The 17449-nt window shown below is 71.1% G+C and carries 17 protein-coding genes; 9 read left to right on the plus strand and 8 right to left on the minus strand.

All coding sequences use genetic code 11. The annotated features are described in order from the left end of the window. Positions 1-41: 41 nt before the first annotated feature. From ACFUUZ_RS02100 to ACFUUZ_RS02135, 8 genes are read right to left on the minus strand one after another with little or no spacing between them, the layout of a single operon-like run. Positions 42-1268 carry a cytochrome P450 gene (locus ACFUUZ_RS02100; RefSeq protein ID WP_378691524.1) on the minus strand — a complete coding sequence of 409 codons (1227 nt, stop codon included), beginning with the start codon at positions 1266-1268 and terminating at the stop codon, positions 42-44. A 26-nt stretch (positions 1269-1294) separates the two neighbouring features. Further along, a complete protein-coding gene (locus tag ACFUUZ_RS02105) occupies positions 1295-2461 on the minus strand; it encodes a dihydrodipicolinate reductase (protein WP_378691527.1) in 1167 nt (388 codons plus the stop codon). Next, on the minus strand, positions 2458-4146 hold the full coding sequence (locus ACFUUZ_RS02110) for an acyl-CoA synthetase (RefSeq protein WP_378691531.1): 1689 nt from the start codon (positions 4144-4146) through the stop codon (positions 2458-2460). Before ACFUUZ_RS02110 ends, ACFUUZ_RS02105 begins: the two co-directional genes overlap by 4 nt. Positions 4147-4176: 30 nt before the next feature. Beyond that, positions 4177-5424, minus strand: a complete 1248-nt coding sequence (locus ACFUUZ_RS02115) for a hypothetical protein (protein WP_378691533.1) — start codon at positions 5422-5424, stop codon at positions 4177-4179. Between the two features lie 4 nt (positions 5425-5428). Next, complete coding sequence (locus ACFUUZ_RS02120; RefSeq protein ID WP_378691536.1) at positions 5429-5980, minus strand: nuclear transport factor 2 family protein; 552 nt, start codon at positions 5978-5980, stop codon at positions 5429-5431. Further along, positions 5977-6177, minus strand: coding sequence for a ferredoxin (locus tag ACFUUZ_RS02125; RefSeq protein ID WP_378691539.1), 201 nt, complete (start codon positions 6175-6177; stop codon positions 5977-5979). Before ACFUUZ_RS02125 ends, ACFUUZ_RS02120 begins: the two co-directional genes overlap by 4 nt. Further along, positions 6177-6971: an SDR family oxidoreductase gene (locus ACFUUZ_RS02130; RefSeq protein WP_378691542.1), complete on the minus strand. Its 795-nt coding sequence runs from the start codon at positions 6969-6971 to the stop codon at positions 6177-6179. Before ACFUUZ_RS02130 ends, ACFUUZ_RS02125 begins: the two co-directional genes overlap by 1 nt. Then, positions 6971-8179, minus strand: a complete 1209-nt coding sequence (locus ACFUUZ_RS02135; protein WP_378691545.1) for a cytochrome P450 — start codon at positions 8177-8179, stop codon at positions 6971-6973. Before ACFUUZ_RS02135 ends, ACFUUZ_RS02130 begins: the two co-directional genes overlap by 1 nt. 280 nt (positions 8180-8459) lie before the next feature. Between ACFUUZ_RS02135 and ACFUUZ_RS02140 the strand changes: the two genes are divergently transcribed. From ACFUUZ_RS02140 to ACFUUZ_RS02180, 9 genes are all read left to right on the plus strand, one after another. Next, complete coding sequence (locus ACFUUZ_RS02140; RefSeq protein WP_378691548.1) at positions 8460-9926, plus strand: aldehyde dehydrogenase; 1467 nt, start codon at positions 8460-8462, stop codon at positions 9924-9926. Between the two features lie 32 nt (positions 9927-9958). Beyond that, positions 9959-10711 carry an SDR family oxidoreductase gene (locus tag ACFUUZ_RS02145; protein ID WP_378691551.1) on the plus strand — a complete coding sequence of 251 codons (753 nt, stop codon included), beginning with the start codon at positions 9959-9961 and terminating at the stop codon, positions 10709-10711. Then, complete coding sequence (locus ACFUUZ_RS02150) at positions 10708-11592, plus strand: NAD(P)-dependent oxidoreductase (RefSeq protein WP_378691554.1); 885 nt, start codon at positions 10708-10710, stop codon at positions 11590-11592. The genes ACFUUZ_RS02145 and ACFUUZ_RS02150 overlap by 4 nt, the downstream gene beginning before the upstream one ends. Beyond that, complete coding sequence (locus ACFUUZ_RS02155) at positions 11589-11966, plus strand: carboxymuconolactone decarboxylase family protein (RefSeq protein WP_378691557.1); 378 nt, start codon at positions 11589-11591, stop codon at positions 11964-11966. Before ACFUUZ_RS02150 ends, ACFUUZ_RS02155 begins: the two co-directional genes overlap by 4 nt. Beyond that, on the plus strand, positions 11963-13432 hold the full coding sequence (locus ACFUUZ_RS02160; RefSeq protein ID WP_378691560.1) for an FAD-dependent oxidoreductase: 1470 nt from the start codon (positions 11963-11965) through the stop codon (positions 13430-13432). Before ACFUUZ_RS02155 ends, ACFUUZ_RS02160 begins: the two co-directional genes overlap by 4 nt. 83 nt (positions 13433-13515) lie before the next feature. Then, positions 13516-14382, plus strand: a complete 867-nt coding sequence (locus ACFUUZ_RS02165) for an LLM class F420-dependent oxidoreductase (protein WP_378691563.1) — start codon at positions 13516-13518, stop codon at positions 14380-14382. After that, the gene (locus tag ACFUUZ_RS02170; RefSeq protein WP_378691566.1) at positions 14382-15647 is read left to right on the plus strand and encodes a glycosyltransferase family 4 protein; all 1266 of its coding nucleotides are present in this window, start codon (positions 14382-14384) and stop codon (positions 15645-15647) included. Before ACFUUZ_RS02165 ends, ACFUUZ_RS02170 begins: the two co-directional genes overlap by 1 nt. Continuing rightward, positions 15634-16365 (plus strand): class I SAM-dependent methyltransferase, encoded by a 732-nt coding sequence (locus ACFUUZ_RS02175; RefSeq protein WP_378691569.1) that lies wholly within the window; start codon positions 15634-15636, stop codon positions 16363-16365. The genes ACFUUZ_RS02170 and ACFUUZ_RS02175 overlap by 14 nt, the downstream gene beginning before the upstream one ends. Then, positions 16352-17383: a prenyltransferase gene (locus tag ACFUUZ_RS02180; RefSeq protein ID WP_378691572.1), complete on the plus strand. Its 1032-nt coding sequence runs from the start codon at positions 16352-16354 to the stop codon at positions 17381-17383. Before ACFUUZ_RS02175 ends, ACFUUZ_RS02180 begins: the two co-directional genes overlap by 14 nt. Positions 17384-17449 lie beyond the last annotated feature (66 nt).

Below are 17449 nucleotides of genomic sequence, written 5' to 3' on the forward strand. Positions count from 1 at the left end.
CGCGTGACGCGTGGCGGGCCCCGTCTCGTTCCGGTCCGAATTCACTCGAAAGCGACCTGCCAGCTCTTGATGCCGTTGATCCAGCCGTTGCGCAACCGCACCGGCTCGCTGATCTCGCGGACCGTCGGCATGACGTCCGCGATCGCATTGAACATCAGATCGATCTCCAGCCGGGCCAGATTGGCGCCGACGCAGTAGTGCGTCCCGGTGCCGCCGAAGCCGACGTGCGGGTTGGGGTCGCGGCCGATGTCGAAGGTGAAGGGCTCCGCGAAGCCGTCCTCGTCGAAGTTGGCCGAGCCGTAGAAGAGCCCGATCCGCTCCCCCTCCTTGATCCGCTGCCCGCCCAGCTCCAGGTCCTGGGTCGCGGTGCGCTGGAAGACGGTGACCGGGGTGGCCCAGCGGACGATCTCGTCCGGCGCGGTCTTCGGCCGCTCGGCCCGGTACCGCTCCCACTGCTCCGGGTGGTCGACGAAGGCCTTCATGCCGTGCGTGATGGCGTTGCGAGTGGTCTCGTTGCCGGCGACGGCGAGCAGGATGACGAAGAAGCCGAACTCGTCCGAGGCCAGCCCCTCGCCGTCGATATCGGCCTGGACCAGCTCGGAGACGATGTCGGCGGCCGGGCTGGCGCGGCGCTGCTCGGCCATGTTCCAGGCGTAGCCGAGGATCTCGGCGGAGGCGACGGTGGGGTCGCCGTACTCCGGGTCGTCGTAGTTGAGCATGGCGTTGGACCAGTCGAAGAGCTTCCTGCGGTCCTCCTGCGGCACGCCCAGTAGCTCCGCGATGGCCTGCAGCGGCAGCTCGACCGCCACCTGCTCGACGAAGTCGCCGCCGCCGCTCTTCTTGGCGGCGTGCACGATCCGGTCGGCGCGCTCGGCCAGCGCCGCGCGCAGGCTCTCCACCGCGCGCGGGGTGAAGCCCTTGGAGATGATCCGGCGGATCTTGGAGTGCTTGGGCGGGTCCATGTTGACCAGCAGCGCGCTGGTCAGCTCCATCTGGTCGACGGTGATGTCGCCGGGGAGCCGGATGATCGAGCCCTTGCGCTGCGAGGAGTACAGCTCGGGGTGGCGCGAGATCTCCTTGATGTCGGCGAGTTTGCTGACCACCCAGTAGCCGCCGTCGAAGAAGCCGCCGGAGTCCTCGTCGGCCTGCGGGTTCCACCACACCGGCGCGGTGCGGCGCAGCATCGCGAACTCCTCGACCGGGCGGCGGTTTTCCCAGAGCGCGGGGTCGGTGAAGTCGAAGCCGGTGGGCAACGAGGGTGCGGACATCTCTACCTCCTGGGGATACGGAAAGCTCACCGGGCCGGGGATCGGTCGCTCCGGTGTGCGCGGTGCAGGTGCGGGGCGGCTCGTCCCGCCGTGAGCGGCAGGTCGAGGTACGTGCGGACGCCGGGGTCGGCGGCGACGACGTACGGGATGCTGTTCACGCAGTGCGCGGCGGTGGCGACGATGCCCGGGTGCCGCTCCACGGCGCGGGAGGCGCCCGGTGCGGGCGTGCCGTCGCTGGATCCGGGCGCGCGCTCCCTGGCGCCGAAATCGGCCGCCACGTCCGCGCTCGCCGGCGCGTGAGCGTGCATGCCCGCGATCGTGGTGAACGAGCCGGGGTCGCCTGCGATCTCGATCTCGTAGCGCTCGCCCGCGGCGCCGAACTCCCACGGCGGGTCGAGCGCGGCCTCGCCCATGAACCAGTTCACGGCGGCGGTGATCACGGGCTCGCCGTCGACCGTGCCCTGCCAGCGCAGCCGCTGCGCGGCGACCTGGCCGGGCTCGATGATGCCGATCGGGGAGTCGATCGGGGCGGTCGCCACCGCGGCCTCGTGCGTGACCCGCAGCTCGGGGTCGAGGTCGACGCCGAGGGCGTCGGCGATCATCCACACCGACTGCCGGTAGCCGGAGCCGAGCGCGTCGGCGGTGCCCGATGCGGTCGCCTCCTCGGGGGTGCCGCCGAACTTCATCCAGTACCGGACCACGTCCGGGGCGGCGTAGGTGCGGATGTCGGAGAACTCCTCCGCGCGCACCGCCGTCACCGAGCCGGAGAGCGCGGTGAGCGCCAGCGGGATCTTCTCGGTGATGCCGCCCGGGTGGATGCCGGTGCCGTGCAGGGTGACGCCGTGTTCTTTGCAGAGCGCGTCGTAGCGGTCACGCTGCTTGGCGTCGGGGTAGAACCAGCCCAGCGGGGTGACCACGTTCTTGCCCGCGGCGAGGATGGCGCGCAGGGTTTTCCCGTCGGCCATGAGCGGGCTGTAGAGGACGCAGTCGGCGTCGGAGGCGAGCAGGGCCTCGGCGTCGGTGGTGGCGGTGACGCCGATGGGGTCGCGGCCGACGAGGGTGCCGAGGTCGGCGCCGTCCTTGTCCGCGCTGTGCACCCAGGCGCCCGCGAGTTCCAGATCGGGGTGATCGAGGATGGTTTCGATCGCGGCCCGGCCGACGCCGCCGGTTGCCCACTGGATCACGCGGATCACGGACGAGCCTCCGCGTCGTTCGCTGCGGCGAGGGTAACCCCGACCGGCGGCGAGAGTTCCGTGGAGCCACCGGATTCGGGCACCCGGTGGTCCGGGTCGCGACCCGCGACGTGATCGCGGGCCCACCCGTAGTCCGGCTTGCCGCTCGGTGCCCGGAGCACGCTGTCGGTGATCCACAGCGCGCGCGGGATCTTGTACCCGGCCAGGTGCTGCCTGGTGTGCACGCAGAACTCCGCGAAGTCCAATTCGGCGCCGTCGGCGAGCGCGACGACCGCGGCGACCGTGTTCCCCCACCGCTCGTGCGGCACCGCGACCACCGTGGCGTCGTACACCGCGGGATGCGCCTTGACCACGCTCTCCACCTCTTCGGCGAAGACCTTCTCGCCGCCGGTGTTGATCACCATGTTGCCGCGGCCGATGAGCGTGATCGAGCCGTCCTCCTCGCGCCTGGCCCGGTCGTCGGTGATGACGATGCGCTCGCCGTCGACGGTCTTGAAGAGCCGGTCCGACTTCACCGGGTCCTTGTAGTACCCGAGCGGCACCTGCCCGGTCTTGGCCAGCCAGCCCTCCGAACCGGGCGGCACCGGGACCCCGTCGTCGTCCACGATCACCGCCCCGCGCCCGGTGTTCACCCGCGGCCCGCGCGCGGGATCGTCCTCCTTCTGCGCGAAGCCGATCCCGCCGAACCCGGTCTCCGACGAGCCGATGGAGTCCGAGATGACCGCGCCGGGGAAGAGCTCGAGCAGCGCGTTCTTGGTGGACTGGGTGAGCAGCGCCGCCCCGGAGGCGATGGCGATCACCGAGGAGACGTCCACCGGGTTCGCCCGGAAGGCGTCGATCAGCGGCCGCGCCATGGCGTCGCCGGTGATCACGATGACGTTCGGGTGCTCGCGCGCGACCTGCCGCCAGACCCGCTCCGGGTCGAAGCGGCGCTCGAAGATCACCGCGTGCCCGCACCACAGCGCGAGGAAGGTCGGCATCATGGCGGCGGCGTGGATGAGCGGCGGCAGGATGAAGTAGGTGGCCTGGCCGCCCGCCGCGCCGGTGCGGGACTGCTGGTACTCGTCGGTGACGTACTCGTTGGTGTAGAAGTCGATGCCGCCGCCGAGCACCCGCCACATGTCCTCCTGGCGCCACATGACGCCCTTGGGCAGGCCGGTGGTGCCGCCGGTGTACATCATAAACAGGTCGTCACCGCTGCGGTTGGCGAACGGCCGCCACGGCGCGCCCGCCTTCATGACCGTCTCGTAGCGCAGCGCGTCGATGCCGAACTCCCAGCTCGCCACATCGTCGTCCACGCAGATCACGTGCCGCAGCCCCGGTACCGCATCCCGCGCCGCGCGCACCTGCTCGCCGTAACAGGCGTGGTAGAGCAGCACCTCCAGGTCGGCGTTGTCGTAGAGGTAGGTCAGCTCCGCCGGGCCGTAGCGGAAGTTGACGTTGATCGGGACCGCGGAGAGCTTGAAGCAGGCGATCAGCACCTCCATGGTCTCGATGCTGTTGTGCATCTGGAAGCCGACGTGCGTGCCGGTGCCGACCCCGAGCGTGGCCAGGTAGTGGGCCAGCTGGTTGGCCCTGGTGTCCAGGTCGCGGAAGCGCACCGTGCGGTCGCCCTGGATCAGCGCGGTGCGCTCCGGCATCGCGTCGACGGCGTGTTCGAAGAGGTCGGCGAAGTTGTTGGCCATGTCGCTTCCGTCTCGTACTGGGTCCGGGGCTCACACCACGGTGAGCGGGAGGGGGATCCCCCGGTCGGTGAAGGTCCAGTCGGCGCCGGTGCTGAACCGGGTCACCGCTACCTCGGGCGCCTCTTTGTGCGGCGTGTCGGTGAGCTCGACCTCCACACTCCAGCCGTCCGCGCCGCTCTCGGCGCGGCAGCTGAACCGCGGGTTCACCCCGCGCACCAGCGCGTCCAGCGGGCCCAGGTGCTCGGGGTCGAGCATCGTGGGCCAGGCGCCGTCGGTCTGCGCGCCGGACTCGGCCGGGAACCACAGCGCCAGCCCGTGCTCGCGCGCCCTGATCTCGATCCCGGTGTAGCCCAGCGGGTTGAGCACCGGGTGCGCGCGCAGCACGGTGGCGAGCCCGGCGTAGTCGTGGCCTGCGCCGAGCGCATTGCGGATGCGCTCGGAGGCGACGCCCGCGATCCCGGCGAGGGTCTTGCGCGCGATCTCCGCGGCCGCGGCGAGCTCGGCGCGCTCGTTGATCGCCACCAGGAAGCCGAGCGTCAGCAGGTGCTGCTGCAGGCAGACCTCGTCGGCGATCCGGATCAGCGCGGAGCGGGAGAAGTCCGGGAACCGGACGTCGCTGAGCAGCGGGCCGGAGTAGTCGGCGGCGCCCTCGTCGGCCGGGTCGATCGGGGTCAGCTCCAACCCGGCGGCGACGGTGTTCGCCACCAGCGCCGCATTGCGCGGGACCGGCGGCGGCTCGTGCGCCGGGTCGATGATGACGGTCCAGGCGCACATGGGTTTCCGGTCCGCGGGCTTGCGCGGCGGGCGGTGGATCGGGCGCACCTGGGCGTGCGGGTTGGTGGCCAGCGCGGTGGCGTCGAAGGTGGGGTCCTCGATGTCGTGGCACATGGAGACGACGTACTTGTCCCCCATCGGCTCGACGTCGATCAGCGCGCCGCAGTGGTCGAGCCAGAACTCGCCGTGGTCGCGGTCGGTGACCTCGAACCGGAAGTCCATGAACTGCGGCGGCGCCCCGATGTCGAGCTGCAGCCCCTTGAAGATGGTGACCACGTCGTCGCCGGTGTAGTTCAGCGCGCGCTGCATGCGCCTGGTGTAGATCGGGCTGGCGAGCTGCCACTCCTCGATCGCCACCTCGGCCATGCCCTCGCGGCCGAAGGCGCCGATCACGTGCGCCATGCCGGAGCGGTCGATGAGCTGGCCGCAGAGCAGCAGCTCGGGCACGAGCGCCGCGAGCTGCGCGCGGGTGAAATCCTGGAATCCACTGACGGGCTGAGTCATCGGATTACCAGATCGGAACCGGCGACTGGCCGATCTTGTACCAGCCGGGCAGCGGCTCCTTGGCCGTGGAGCGCTCGATCCGCTTCAGCATCCCGGGCGAGAGCGCGTTGGCGGTGATCATGTCCAGGAAGAGCGCGGAGACATTGCCGAAGTCGAAGAAGTCACGCTGCCAGGACCACTGGAAGTCGCCGCCGTACTTGAACCAGCTGCCGCCGATCCCGTCCACGGTGTACCTGCTGCCGTCCGCGCGGGTGGCGTCGGCCACCTGCTTCCACAGCCCGATCACATTGCCGGAGCGCTCGTCCACCACGAAGTCCTGGTAGGGGTAGGTCCACCCCTCCAGCCCCTCCATCTCCTGGCCCAGCGCCAGCTCCCGGATCTCCTCCCGGCCGACCGCCATGAACTCCTGCTTGGGGCCGTAGTTCCAGCCGTAGGTGGCGTCGACGGTGTAGAGCTCGGCCAGCGGGCGCCAGTCGCCCTTCTCCTCGGCGCGCTCGTTCTCCGCGATCCAGCGGGCGATCATCTCGTCCAGCTCGGCGCGATCGAATCCGGTCATTGGTCTTCGCCTTTCACGAAAAGGGCCTGGGTGGGGCAGTAGCGGACGGCGTTGCGCACGTCCTCGAGGTGTTCGGGGCCCGGCTCGGCGTCGAGGATCTCCACCTGGCCCCGCTTGGGTACGGTGAACACGTCGGGCGCCTCCGCCGCGCAGACGGCGTGGCCCTGGCACAGATCCAGGTCGACCTCGACGCGCATTACGCGCCGCCCTCGTCGCGGGGCTTCAGCGGTGCTTCGGGCTGCACCTCGACCAGCACCATGTGCGCGCCGCGCGGCACCGAGACCACGGTCGCGACGGCGTCGGCCAGGTGCTCCGGCTTGAGCATGTACGGGTGCCTGGCGAAACCCCAGGACATCCAGCTCTCCAGCAGCGGTCCGACCGTTTCGGCCGGGGCGTTCATGCCCATGCCGGTGACGGTCGGGCCGGGGCGCACCAGCGAGGCGCGGATCCCGGTGCCCTCCAGCTCCATGCGCAGCTGGTGCCCGAAGGCCTCGAGCCCGGTCTTGGCGGCGTTGTAGGCGCCGTTGTGCGGGCGCGGGATGTCGGCGCAGTCCGAGGAGATGAGGACCAGGTCGCCGCGCTGCCGCTCCAGCATGCCGGGCAGCACCGTGTGCACCAGCCGGTGCGCGCCGACCAGGTGCACCTGCACCTGGGCCAGGAACCGGTCCGGGGCCATGTCCTGGATCCGGCCGAACTCGATGTCGCCCGCGCCGGAGACCAGGATCTCGGCCGGGCCGTGGACGCGCTCCGCGGCGGCGACGAACTCGTCCACCGAATCCTGCTCGGTGACGTCGAGCCGGATCGCGGTCGCGGTGCCGCCGTCGGCCGTGATCTTCTCGGCCAGCTCCTGGCACTGCGCCACCCGGCGGGCGCCGAGCGCCACCGGGTGCCCGAGCCCGGCCAGCCGCACCGCGGTGGCGGCGCCGATGCCGGACGAGGCGCCCGCGACCAGCACCGGCCTGCGCGCGGGATGGGGTTCGAAACGGGGCATCAGCGCACCTCCACCGAGATCGGGAGCTTGGCGAACCCGCGGACATTGGTCGAGTGCACGCGCTCGATCCCCTCCGCGTGGACGTGGTATTCGCGCACCCGCTCGGCGAACTCGCGGAGCGCGACATTGGCCTCCAGCCGCGCCAGGTGCGCGCCGAGGCAGAAGTGCACGCCCGCGCCGAAGCTGGCGAGCGCGGTGGAGTCGGTGCGGTCGATCCGGTAGCTGTCGGCGTCGTCGAACGCCTCGCTGTCCCGGTTCGCCGAGCCGATCAGCAGCAGCACCTTGGCGCCCGCCGGGATGGTGCCGCCGTGGTACTCCAGGTCCGCGGTGGCGGTGCGGGCGACGATCTGGCTGGAGGTGTCGTAGCGCAGCGTCTCCTCGACCCAGTCGGTGACGTGCTCCGGGTCGCCCGCGACCTTCGCGTACTCGCCGGGGTGGTGGCCGCCCCAGTAGAGCGCGTTGCCGAGCAGCTTGGTGGTGGTCTCGTTGCCCGCGACCACCATGAGGAACATGAAGCCGATGATCTCGTCGTCGGTCAGCACGTCGCCGTCGATCTCGGCGTCCAGCAGCGCCGAGGTCAGGTCGTCGGTGGGGTGCTTCCTGCGCTCGGCCACCATGTCGGCGTAGTAGCCGACCAGGCTCAGCGAGGCGTCGATCGCCTCCGGCGGCACGTCGAGCACGCCGTCGGCGCGGTGCACCACCAGGTCGGCCTGGCGGCGGATCTCCGCCCGGTCGCTCGCCGGGACGCCCATCAGCTCGCTGATCACATCCATCGGCAGCTTCCCCGCGACCTCGTCGATCCAGTCGAAGCGGCCGCTCGCCAGCGCGGGCTCCAGGTACTCGAGGGTGAGCTCCCGGATCCGGTCCTCCATCTCGGCCACCCGCTTGGGGGTGAAGCCCTTGTAGACCAGCCTGCGCATGCGCATGTGCCGCGGGTCGTCCATGGCCAGGAAGGACATGGTGCGGTGCGCGTGCGGGCCCCAGGCGGCGGGGTCGAGCGAGACGCCGTTGGCGCTGGAGAGCTTGGCGCTGTCCCGGAACCCGGCGGTGACGTCGGCGTACCGGCTCAGCGCCCAGAACCCGATCTCCGGGTTGTGGTAGAGCGGCGCCTCCGTGCGCAGCCGCCGGTAGGTCGGGTACGGGTCCTCGTGGAAGCCGTAGTCGTACGGATCGAACGCCAAGGGGTCAAGGGCGGTGGAACCGGTCATCGCGAGCACCCCGATTTCGATAACGAGTTCTCTGCGCCGCGCGGCGGTACCGCGTGCCGGGCAGACAGACAGCTGGACATGTGTCTGGACGGTACCACCGACACCTGTGGAGGACAATGGAGACTGCGCGGACGCACCTGCACACCTCCGAGGATGCGACACTCGGGGCGGCGCCGCGGCGTTATCGCCGCGACCAGGTCAACGAGAACGTGTTCTTGCGCCATCGCGACTGATCGGAATATATTCCGAACACTTGTCCAGACACTTGGGAGAGATCGCGATGAGCCTGCTGCCCACGGACAGCTCACGGTTGTTGATCGACGGAAAGCTCGTCAGCGGGGCCGGAGGCGAGTTCGACACCGTCAACCCGGCGACCGAGGAGGTGCTCGGCGCGGCCGCCGACGCGAACGCCGCCGACATGGACGCGGCGATCGGCGCCGCCCGCACCGCCTTCGACTCGACCACCTGGTCCCGCGACCACGCCTTCCGGGCCCGCTGCGTCGCCCAGCTGCGCGACGCGCTGAAGGCCGAGGTGGAGCGGCTGCGCGCGGTCACCATCGCCGAGGTGGGCGCGCCGACCATGCTGACCTCCGGCCCGCAGCTGGAGGTGCCGATCGACGACCTGACCTTCTCGGCCGAGCTGGCCGAGAACTACACCTGGGAGACCGACCACGGCGAGGCCGCCCCGATGGGGATGCGCAGCCACCGCACCGTGCGCCGCGAGGCGATCGGCGTGGTCGGCGCGATCACGCCCTGGAACTTCCCGCACCAGATCAACTTCGCCAAACTCGGCCCGGCGCTGGCGGCGGGGAACACGGTGGTGCTCAAGCCCGCGCCGGACACCCCGTGGTGCGCCGCCGAGGTGGGCCGGATCATCGCCGAGCAGACCGACATCCCGCCGGGCGTGGTCAATATCGTGACCTCCTCCGACCACGGCCTCGGCACCCAGCTGACCACCGACCCCCGGGTCGACATGGTGACCTTCACCGGCTCCACCGCCACCGGCAAGGCGGTCATGACCGCCGCCGCGGGCACGCTCAAGAAGACCTTCCTGGAGCTGGGCGGCAAGTCCGCGAGCATCGTGCTCGACGACGCCGACCTGGGCGGCGCGGTCGGCATGACCGCCTTCTCCGCGGCCATCCACGCCGGTCAGGGCTGTGCGATCTACACCAGGCTGGTGGTGCCGCGGGCCAAGTACGCCGAGGCGGTGGAGATCGCCGCGGGCACGCTCGGCGGGATCAGGGCGGGCGACCCGACCGACCCGCGCACCGTCTGCGGCCCGCTCATCTCCGAGCGGCAGCGCGCCAGGGTGGAGCGCTACCTGGAGATCGCGCAGGCCGAGGGCGGCCGGATCGTGGTCGGCGGCAAGCGCCCCGAGTACCAGGAGCGCGGCTTCTTCATCGAGCCGACGCTGATCGCCGACGTGGACAACTCGCACACCGTGGCCCGCGAGGAGATCTTCGGCCCGGTGCTCGTCGTCATCCCGCACGACGGCGACGAGGACGCCGTCGCCATCGCGAACGACTCCCCCTACGGCCTCTCCGGGCAGATCTGGGGCTCCGATCCGGAGCGCATCCGCCGGGCCACCGACGCCGTGCGCAGCGGCACGCTCTCGGTGAACGGCGGCGTCTGGTACTCGGCCGACGTGCCGTTCGGCGGCTACAAGCAGTCCGGCATCGGCCGCGAGATGGGGCTGCTCGGGTTCGAGGAGTACCTGGAAGCCAAGCTCGTCGCGACCGGGCTCTGAGCCCCTTTTCCCGACAACGAATGGAGCAGAACGTGTCCCGTTTCGCAGGACGATCCGCCATCGTCACCGGTGCCGCGCAGGGCATCGGCGCCGCCTACGCGCAGGCGCTGGCCGCCGAGGGCGCCAAGGTGGTCGTCGCCGACCGCAATGCCGAGGCGGGCAAGGCCGTCGCGGAGAAGATCGTGGCCGACGGCGGCACCGCCGTCTTCGGCGCGGTCGACGTCGCCGACCCGGAATCCGCCGCGGCGCTCGCGGCCTTCACGCTGGAGCAGTTCGGCGCCATCAACCACCTGGTGAACAATGCCGCCATCTACGGCGACATGAAGCTGGACCTGCTGCTCACCGTGCCGTGGGACTACTACAAGAAGTTCATGAGCGTGAACATGGACGGCGCGCTGAACGTCACCCGCGCGGTCTGGGAGCACATGGCCAAGGGGGGAGGCGGCTCGATCGTCAACCAGTCCTCCACCGCGGCCTGGCTGTACTCCGGCTTCTACGGCCTGGCCAAGGTCGGGGTGAACGGCCTGACCCAGCAGCTCGCCACCGAGCTGGGCGGCTCGAACATCAGGATCAACGCCATCGCGCCCGGCCCGATCGACACCGAGGCCACCAAGAACGTCACCCCGGGCAACATGGTCAAGGACATGGTGAACCGGCTCCCGCTCAAGCGCATGGGCACGCCGGAGGACCTCGTCGGCGCCTGCCTGTTCCTGCTCTCCGACGACGCGAACTGGGTGACCGGCCAGATCGTCAATGTCGACGGCGGACAGATCTTCCGCTCATGAGCGAGCGGGTCGCCTTCATCGGGCTCGGCAACATGGGCGCGCCGATGGCGCAGCGGCTGCTCGCCTGGTCGGGCGGGCTCACCGTGTGCGACGTGCGCGCGGAGGCTCTGGAGCCGTTCACCGCCGAGGGCGCGAAAGCGGCGAGCACCCCGGCCGAGGCCGCCGAGGGCGCGCGGGTCGTCTCGATCACCGTGCTGGACGACGCGCAGGTGCGCGAGGTGGTCGCGGGCGCGAACGGGGTGCTGGGCACCGCCGCCCCTGGCACCGTCATCGCGGTGCACTCCACCATCGCCGACCGGACCGCCGAGGAGCTGGCCGTGCAGTGCGCCGAGCGCGGGGTCGACCTGGTCGACGCCCCGGTGAGCGGCGGCGCGGGCGGCGCCAAGGAGGGGCGGCTCGCGGTCATGGTGGGCGGCAGCGATGCCGCCTTCGCCGCGGTCAAGGAGCCGTTCGGGCTCTTCTCCGATCTCGTGGTGCACGCCGGGCCGGTCGGCGCGGGCACCAGGATGAAGCTGGCCCGCAACCTGCTGCACTTCGTCGCCTTCACCGCCGCCACCGAGGGGCAGCGGCTGGCCGAGGCGGCGGGGCTGGACATCACCGCGCTCGGCAAGGTGGTCAGGCACTCGGACGCCGTCACCGGCGGCGCGGGGTCGATCATGCTGCGCGACACCACCGCGCCGATCCCGGAGGGCGACTTCTGGTTGCCGATTCTCACCCATGTGCGGGGGCTCGGCGAGAAGGATCTGAGCCTGGCACTGGAACTCGGTGACCGGCTCGACGTCGCGCTGCCGCTGGCCAGGCAGGCGCTGCGCGATTTCGGCACCGGCCTCGGCGTCGGGCGCGGCCCGCTCGCCGAGAAAGCGGAGGAGGAGTCCCGATGAGTGAGTCGATGAACGGCACCGAGCGCAGGGCGCGCGGCCTCGCGAAGATGGGCGAGGTCTACGGCTGGGAGTTCCAGGACGGCCCCGGCGACCACTTCGCCGCCACCGCCGACCACCTCTTCGCCGATATCTGGTCCCGCGAGGCGCTGAGCATCCGGGATCGCAGGCTGCTGCTGATCGGGCTGCTCACCGCGCAGAACCTCTTCGACGTCGCCGAGATCCAGATCGGGGCGGCGCTCGGCAACGGGGAGTTCACCCCGGAGCAGCTGCGCGACGCGGCGCTGTTCCTGTGCCACTACGCGGGCTGGCCGCTCGGCACCAAGTTGGATTCCGTGGTCGGCAAGGTCATCGCCCAGCAGGAGAAGAAGAAGTGAGCGATCAGGAGACACCGCTGCGGCCGGTGCAGGCCGACACGATCACCGAGTGGGACGAGAGAGCGGACGTGGTGATCGCCGGCTACGGCATCGCCGGGGTCTGCGCCGCCATCGAGGCGGCGCGGGCGGGCGCGAGCGTGCTGATCCTGGAGCGCACCAGCGGCTGGGGCGGCGCCGCCTCGCTGGCGGGCGGCTGGGTGTACCTGGGCGGCGGCACCCCGCTGCAGCAGGCGCTCGGCTTCGAGGACACGCCGGAGAACATGGAGAAGTTCCTGCTCGCCGCGGTCGGGCCGGGTGCGGACAGGGCGAAGATCGCCGACTACAGCCGGGGCAGCGTCGAGCACTACAACTGGCTGGTCGGCAATGGCGTCCCGTTCAAGGAGGCGTTCTGGGGCGAGCCGGGCTGGGAGCCGCCGCACGACGAGGGGCTCGGCTACTCCGGCGGGGAGAACGCGGCGCCGTTCAACGAGATCGCCACACCCGCCCCGCGCGGGCACGTGCCGCAGATGTCGAACAAGCGCACCGGCTCCAAGGGCGGCGGCTACATGCTGATGAAGCCGCTGGCCGAGACGGCGGAGTCGCTGGGCGTCCGGGTCGAGTACGACATCCGGCTGGCCCGGTTGATTATGGACGGCGAGCGAGTGGTCGGGGTGCTGGCCAAGCGGTATGGCAAGGAGGTCGCGGTTCGGGCCGAACGCGGGGTCGTCCTGGCCACCGGCAGCTTCGCCTACGCCGAGCAGATGATCTCCGACTACGCGCCGCAGCTCATCGGCCGCCCCGGCGCGGCCATCGAGGAGCACGACGGCATCGGCATCAAGCTGGCCGCCGCGCTCGGCGCCGCCACCTCGCATATGAACGCCACCGAGGTCGCCTTCTTCGGCGACCCGCAGCTCATGGCGCGCGGCATCATGGTCAACGGCCGCGGCCAGCGCTACGTCCCCGAGGACACCTATCCGGGCCGGATCGGGCAGATGACGCTGTTCCACCAGGAGAACCAGGCGTACCTGGTGATCGACGAGCAAGCCCACGAGGAGGGGCTGGCCACCGAGACCTCCACACCGTTCTTTCGGGTGCCGCCGACCTGGGCCGCGGAGACGGTCGCCGAACTGGAGGCCGACATGGGGCTCCCGGAGCAAGCGCTGCAGAGCACGGTGGAGGTCTACAACAAATACGCCGCACAGGGCACCGACCCACTCTTCGGCAAGAAGGCGCAGTGGCTGCGGCCGCTCACCGGCGCGGTGGCCGCCTTCGACATGCGCAACTTCACCGCGGGCTTCACCCTCGGCGGGCTGCGCACCGATCTCGATGCCAGGGTGCTGCATGTTTCCGGGGCGCCGATTCCCGGCCTCTACGCCGCAGGACGCTGCACATCCGGCATCTGTACCGGCGGTTATGTCAGCGGCGCATCACTCGGAGACGGTAGCTTCTACGGCCGGAGGGCCGGACTCGCCGCGGCGAAGAACTGACCCGCGAGCGGCGGGATTCCCGGCGGCGCACTACCGTGCAAGATCAAGCCGCCTGATCACCTGAGCGAAAGACGAGGCAGGCAATGCGTTTCGGCATCGTGCTGTTCACCAGTGACCGCGGTATCACCCCCGCGGCGGCGGCCAAGGCCGCCGAGGAGACCGGCTTCCACTCCTTCTACGTGCCCGAGCACACCCACATCCCGGTGAAGCGCGAGGCCGCCCATCCGCAGACCGGTGACGCGTCACTGCCGGACGACCGCTACATGCGCACCCTCGACCCGTGGGTCGCGCTCGGCACCGCCGCCGCGGTGACCTCGCGGATCGAGCTGGCTACCGCGGTCGCGCTGCCGGTCGAGCACGACCCGATCACCCTCGCCAAGACCATCGCCACCCTGGACCACCTCTCCGGTGGCCGGGTGGTGCTCGGCGCGGGCTTCGGCTGGAACACCGACGAGCTGAGCGACCACGGCGTCCCGCCGGGCAAGCGGCGCACGGTGCTCCGCGAGTACCTAGAGGCCATGCGGGCGCTGTGGACCCAGGAGGAGGCCTCCTACCAGGGCGACTACGTCAGCTTCGGCCCCAGCTGGGCCTACCCCAAGCCGGCCCGTGAGGTGCCGGTGCTGATCGGCGCGGCGGGCACCGAGAAGACCTTCGGCTGGATCGCCAAGTCCGCGGACGGCTGGATCACGACGCCCGGCGAGACCGACGTGACCGACCGGCTGGCGCTGCTGCACCGGATCTGGGACGAGGCGGGCCGGGAGGGCAAGCCGCGGGTCGTCGCGCTGGACTTCAAGCCGGACGCCGACCGGCTCACCGACTGGGCCGCCGCAGGCGTCACCGACGTGCTCTACGGGCTCCCGGACAAACCCGAACCCGAGGTCAGGGCCTACCTGGAGCGACTCGCGGGCAAGCTCGCCGCGCTGCCCGCCGCCGTCGAAGCGGGGCGCTGATGCGGATCGCCCTGCTCTCCTACCGCAGCAAGACGCACTGCGGCGGGCAGGGCGTCTACGTCCGGCTGCTCAGCTCCGGGCTGGTCGAGCTGGGCCACGAGGTCGAGGTCTTCTCCGGGCAGCCGTACCCGGAGGAGCTGGACCCGCGGGTCCGGCTCACCGAGGTCCCCAGCCTCGACCTCTACCGCGACGATGACCCGTTCCGCACCCCGCACCCGCGCGAGATCAGGGACCGGCTCGACGTGCTCGAGGTTGCCACCATGTGGACCGCGGGCTTCCCCGAGCCGCGTACCTTCAGCCTGCGCGCAGCCCGGCTGCTGCGCGAGCGGGTCGCCGACTTCGACGTGGTGCACGACAACCAGTGCCTCGGCACCGGGCTGCTCGACATCGCGAAGCACCTGCCGGTGGTCGCCACCGTGCACCACCCGATCACCAGGGACCGCGCGGTCGACCTGGCCGCCGCCAGGTGGTGGCGCAAGCCGCTGGTGCGCCGCTGGTACGGCTTCCTCGGCATGCAGGAGCGGGTGGCGCGCCGGATCCCGGAGCTGGTCACCGTCTCCTCCACCTCGGCGACCGATATCGCCACCGACTTCGGCGTCGACCCCGCGCAGCTGCACGTGGTGCCGCTCGGCGTCGACACCGAGCTCTTCGCCCCGCGCCCCGCGCCGCGGGTGCCGGGCCGGATCGTCGCGGTGGCCAGCGCGGACAAGCCGCTCAAGGGCGTCGCGCACCTGCTCCGCGCCTGCGCCAGGATGCGCTCGCTGCGCTCGATCGAGCTGCACCTGGTGGCCAAGCTGGAGCCGAACGGGCCGACCGAGAAGCTGATCGCCGAGCTGGGTCTCACCGATATCGTCACCGTGCACTCCGGCGTCTCCGACCTGGAGCTGGCCGAGCTGCTCGCCTCCGCCGAGGTCGCCGCCATCCCGTCGCTGTACGAGGGGTTCTCGCTACCCGCCGTCGAGGCCATGGCCAGCGGGACCCCGCTGGTGGTGAGCCGGGCGGGCGCGCTGCCCGAGGTGGTCGGCGAGCCCGGCGTCTGCGCCGAGCTCACCACCCCCGGTGACGACGCCGCGCTGGCGACCGTGATCGGCGGGCTGCTCGACGACCCCGCCCGCCGCGCCCGCATGCAGCTCGCCTGCCGGGAGCGCGCGGTCTCGGTGTTCAGCTGGGAGTCGGTGGCGGCCCAGACGGTGGAGGTGTACCGGCGCGCGATCGAGCGGCGCGCCGGGTCGGAGAAGGAGGAGGGCGCGCGTGCTGACCGTTGATTTCGACCGGGTGGGAATCGGGCCGGGAGTGCGGGTCATCGACGTCGGCTGCGGCGCGGGCAGGCACTCCTTCGAGGCCTACCGCCGCGGCGCCGAGGTGATCGCCTTCGACCAGGACGCCCCCGAGCTCGACAATGTCGAGACCATGTTCGGCGCCATGGCCGCCGCGGGCGAGGCACCCCCCGGCGCCTCCGCCAAGACCGTCCAGGGCGACGCACTGGCCCTCCCCTACGGCGACGACACCTTCGACGTGGTGATCGCCTCGGAGATCCTGGAGCACGTCCCCGCCGACGAGGCCGCCATCGCCGAGCTGGTCCGCGTGCTCCGCCCAGGCGGGCAGCTGGTGGTCACCGTTCCGCGCTGGCTGCCGGAGCGGATCTGCTGGGCGCTCTCCGACGAGTACCACGCCAACGAAGGTGGGCACGTCCGCATCTACAAAGCCAGCGAGCTGCGCGAGAAGGTGGCGAAGCTGGGCATGCGGTTCGTCCGCGACACGCACGTGCACGCGCTGCACTCGCCGTACTGGTGGATCAAGTGCGCGGTCGGGGTGCGCAACGACAAGCACCCGCTGGCTCGCGCCTATCACAAGCTGCTGGTCTGGGACATGATGCAGGCCCCGAAGCTGACCCGCACCGCCGAGCGGCTGCTGGACCCGCTGATCGGCAAGAGCGTGGCCCTGTACTTCGTCAAGCCGGCGGTGCAGCGTGCCGCCCTCTGAACTTCCCTCCGTCGCGGGGGTGTTCAGCAGGCGGCAGTGCCTTCGAACCGCGGAGTCCATCGCCACCGCGCAGGAGTCGACGGGGGCGATCCCGTGGTTCACCGGCGGGCACACCGATCCGTGGGATCACGTGGAGTCGGCCATGGCGCTGTCCGTGGCCGGGCTCTACGACGAGGCGGTGGCCGCGTATCGCTGGGCGGCGTCCACGCAGAACGCGGACGGTTCCTGGCCGCGGCAGTTCCGCTCCGGGGTCGTGGAGTCCGCCGATATCGACGTGAACTTCTGCGCCTACCTGGCCGTCGGCGTCTGGCACCACCTGCTCCGCAGCGGCGATCTGGAGTTCGCCCGCGAGCTGTGGCCGAGCGTGCGCGCCGGGCTCGACTTCGTCGTCGGGCTGCAGCTGCCGCGCGGGGTGATCCCGTGGACCCTCGGGACCGACGAAGCCCTCGTCACCGGCAACTCCAGCATGTACCAGAGCCTCGGCTGCGGGCTCGCGCTCGCCGAGCGGCTCGGCGACCCGCAGCCTGCCTGGGCCGCAGCCAGGCACCGGCTCGGTGCCGCCCTGCGTGACGATCCCGAGGCGTGCACGCCCAAGGACCGCTACTCCATGGACTGGTACTACCCCATCCTCGGCGGCGCCCTGCGCGGCCCAGCCGCGCACGCGCGGATCGACGCCTCCTGGTCCCGCTTCGTGGTCGGCAATATCGGCATCCGCTGCGTCTCCGACCGCCCCTGGGTCACCGGCGCCGAGACCTGCGAACTCGTCCTCGCCCTCGACGCCATGGGCGAGCACGCGCGCGCCGGTTCGCTCTTCGCCGCCATGCAACACCTGCGCGAGCAGGACGGGTCCTACTGGACCGGGCTGGTCTTCGCCGACGGGAAGCGCTGGCCCGAGGAGCGCACCACCTGGACCGGCGCCGCTGTCGTGCTCGCGGCTGATGCGCTTTCTCGAGCGACCCCCGCCAACGGCATCTTCCGCGATCTGCTGCCGGACGCGGTACCCGTCACCTCCAGGTGACACAGGCACCGCCCGACAACACATCACCAATCGCTCCGGTGGGCCACCCCCTCCTGCGCTCAACGG

Source organism: Nocardia sp. NPDC057353 (assembly GCF_042667085.1).
Classification (GTDB): Bacteria; Actinomycetota; Actinomycetes; order Mycobacteriales; family Mycobacteriaceae; genus Nocardia.

Excerpts from the sequence above, each read along its gene's own strand:
- ACFUUZ_RS02110 (WP_378691531.1), bottom strand. The coding sequence starts at position 4,146 with ATGGCCAACAACTTCGCCGACCTCTTCGAACACGCCGTCGACGCGATG.
- ACFUUZ_RS02115 (WP_378691533.1), bottom strand. The coding sequence starts at position 5,424 with ATGACTCAGCCCGTCAGTGGATTCCAGGATTTCACCCGCGCGCAGCTC.
- ACFUUZ_RS02150 (WP_378691554.1), top strand. The coding sequence starts at position 10,708 with ATGAGCGAGCGGGTCGCCTTCATCGGGCTCGGCAACATGGGCGCGCCG.
- ACFUUZ_RS02100 (WP_378691524.1), bottom strand. The coding sequence starts at position 1,268 with ATGTCCGCACCCTCGTTGCCCACCGGCTTCGACTTCACCGACCCCGCG.
- ACFUUZ_RS02170 (WP_378691566.1), top strand. The coding sequence starts at position 14,382 with ATGCGGATCGCCCTGCTCTCCTACCGCAGCAAGACGCACTGCGGCGGG.
- ACFUUZ_RS02140 (WP_378691548.1), top strand. The coding sequence starts at position 8,460 with ATGAGCCTGCTGCCCACGGACAGCTCACGGTTGTTGATCGACGGAAAG.
- ACFUUZ_RS02130 (WP_378691542.1), bottom strand. The coding sequence starts at position 6,971 with ATGCCCCGTTTCGAACCCCATCCCGCGCGCAGGCCGGTGCTGGTCGCG.
- ACFUUZ_RS02155 (WP_378691557.1), top strand. The coding sequence starts at position 11,589 with ATGAGTGAGTCGATGAACGGCACCGAGCGCAGGGCGCGCGGCCTCGCG.
- ACFUUZ_RS02135 (WP_378691545.1), bottom strand. The coding sequence starts at position 8,179 with ATGACCGGTTCCACCGCCCTTGACCCCTTGGCGTTCGATCCGTACGAC.
- ACFUUZ_RS02165 (WP_378691563.1), top strand. The coding sequence starts at position 13,516 with ATGCGTTTCGGCATCGTGCTGTTCACCAGTGACCGCGGTATCACCCCC.
- ACFUUZ_RS02125 (WP_378691539.1), bottom strand. The coding sequence starts at position 6,177 with ATGCGCGTCGAGGTCGACCTGGATCTGTGCCAGGGCCACGCCGTCTGC.
- ACFUUZ_RS02120 (WP_378691536.1), bottom strand. The coding sequence starts at position 5,980 with ATGACCGGATTCGATCGCGCCGAGCTGGACGAGATGATCGCCCGCTGG.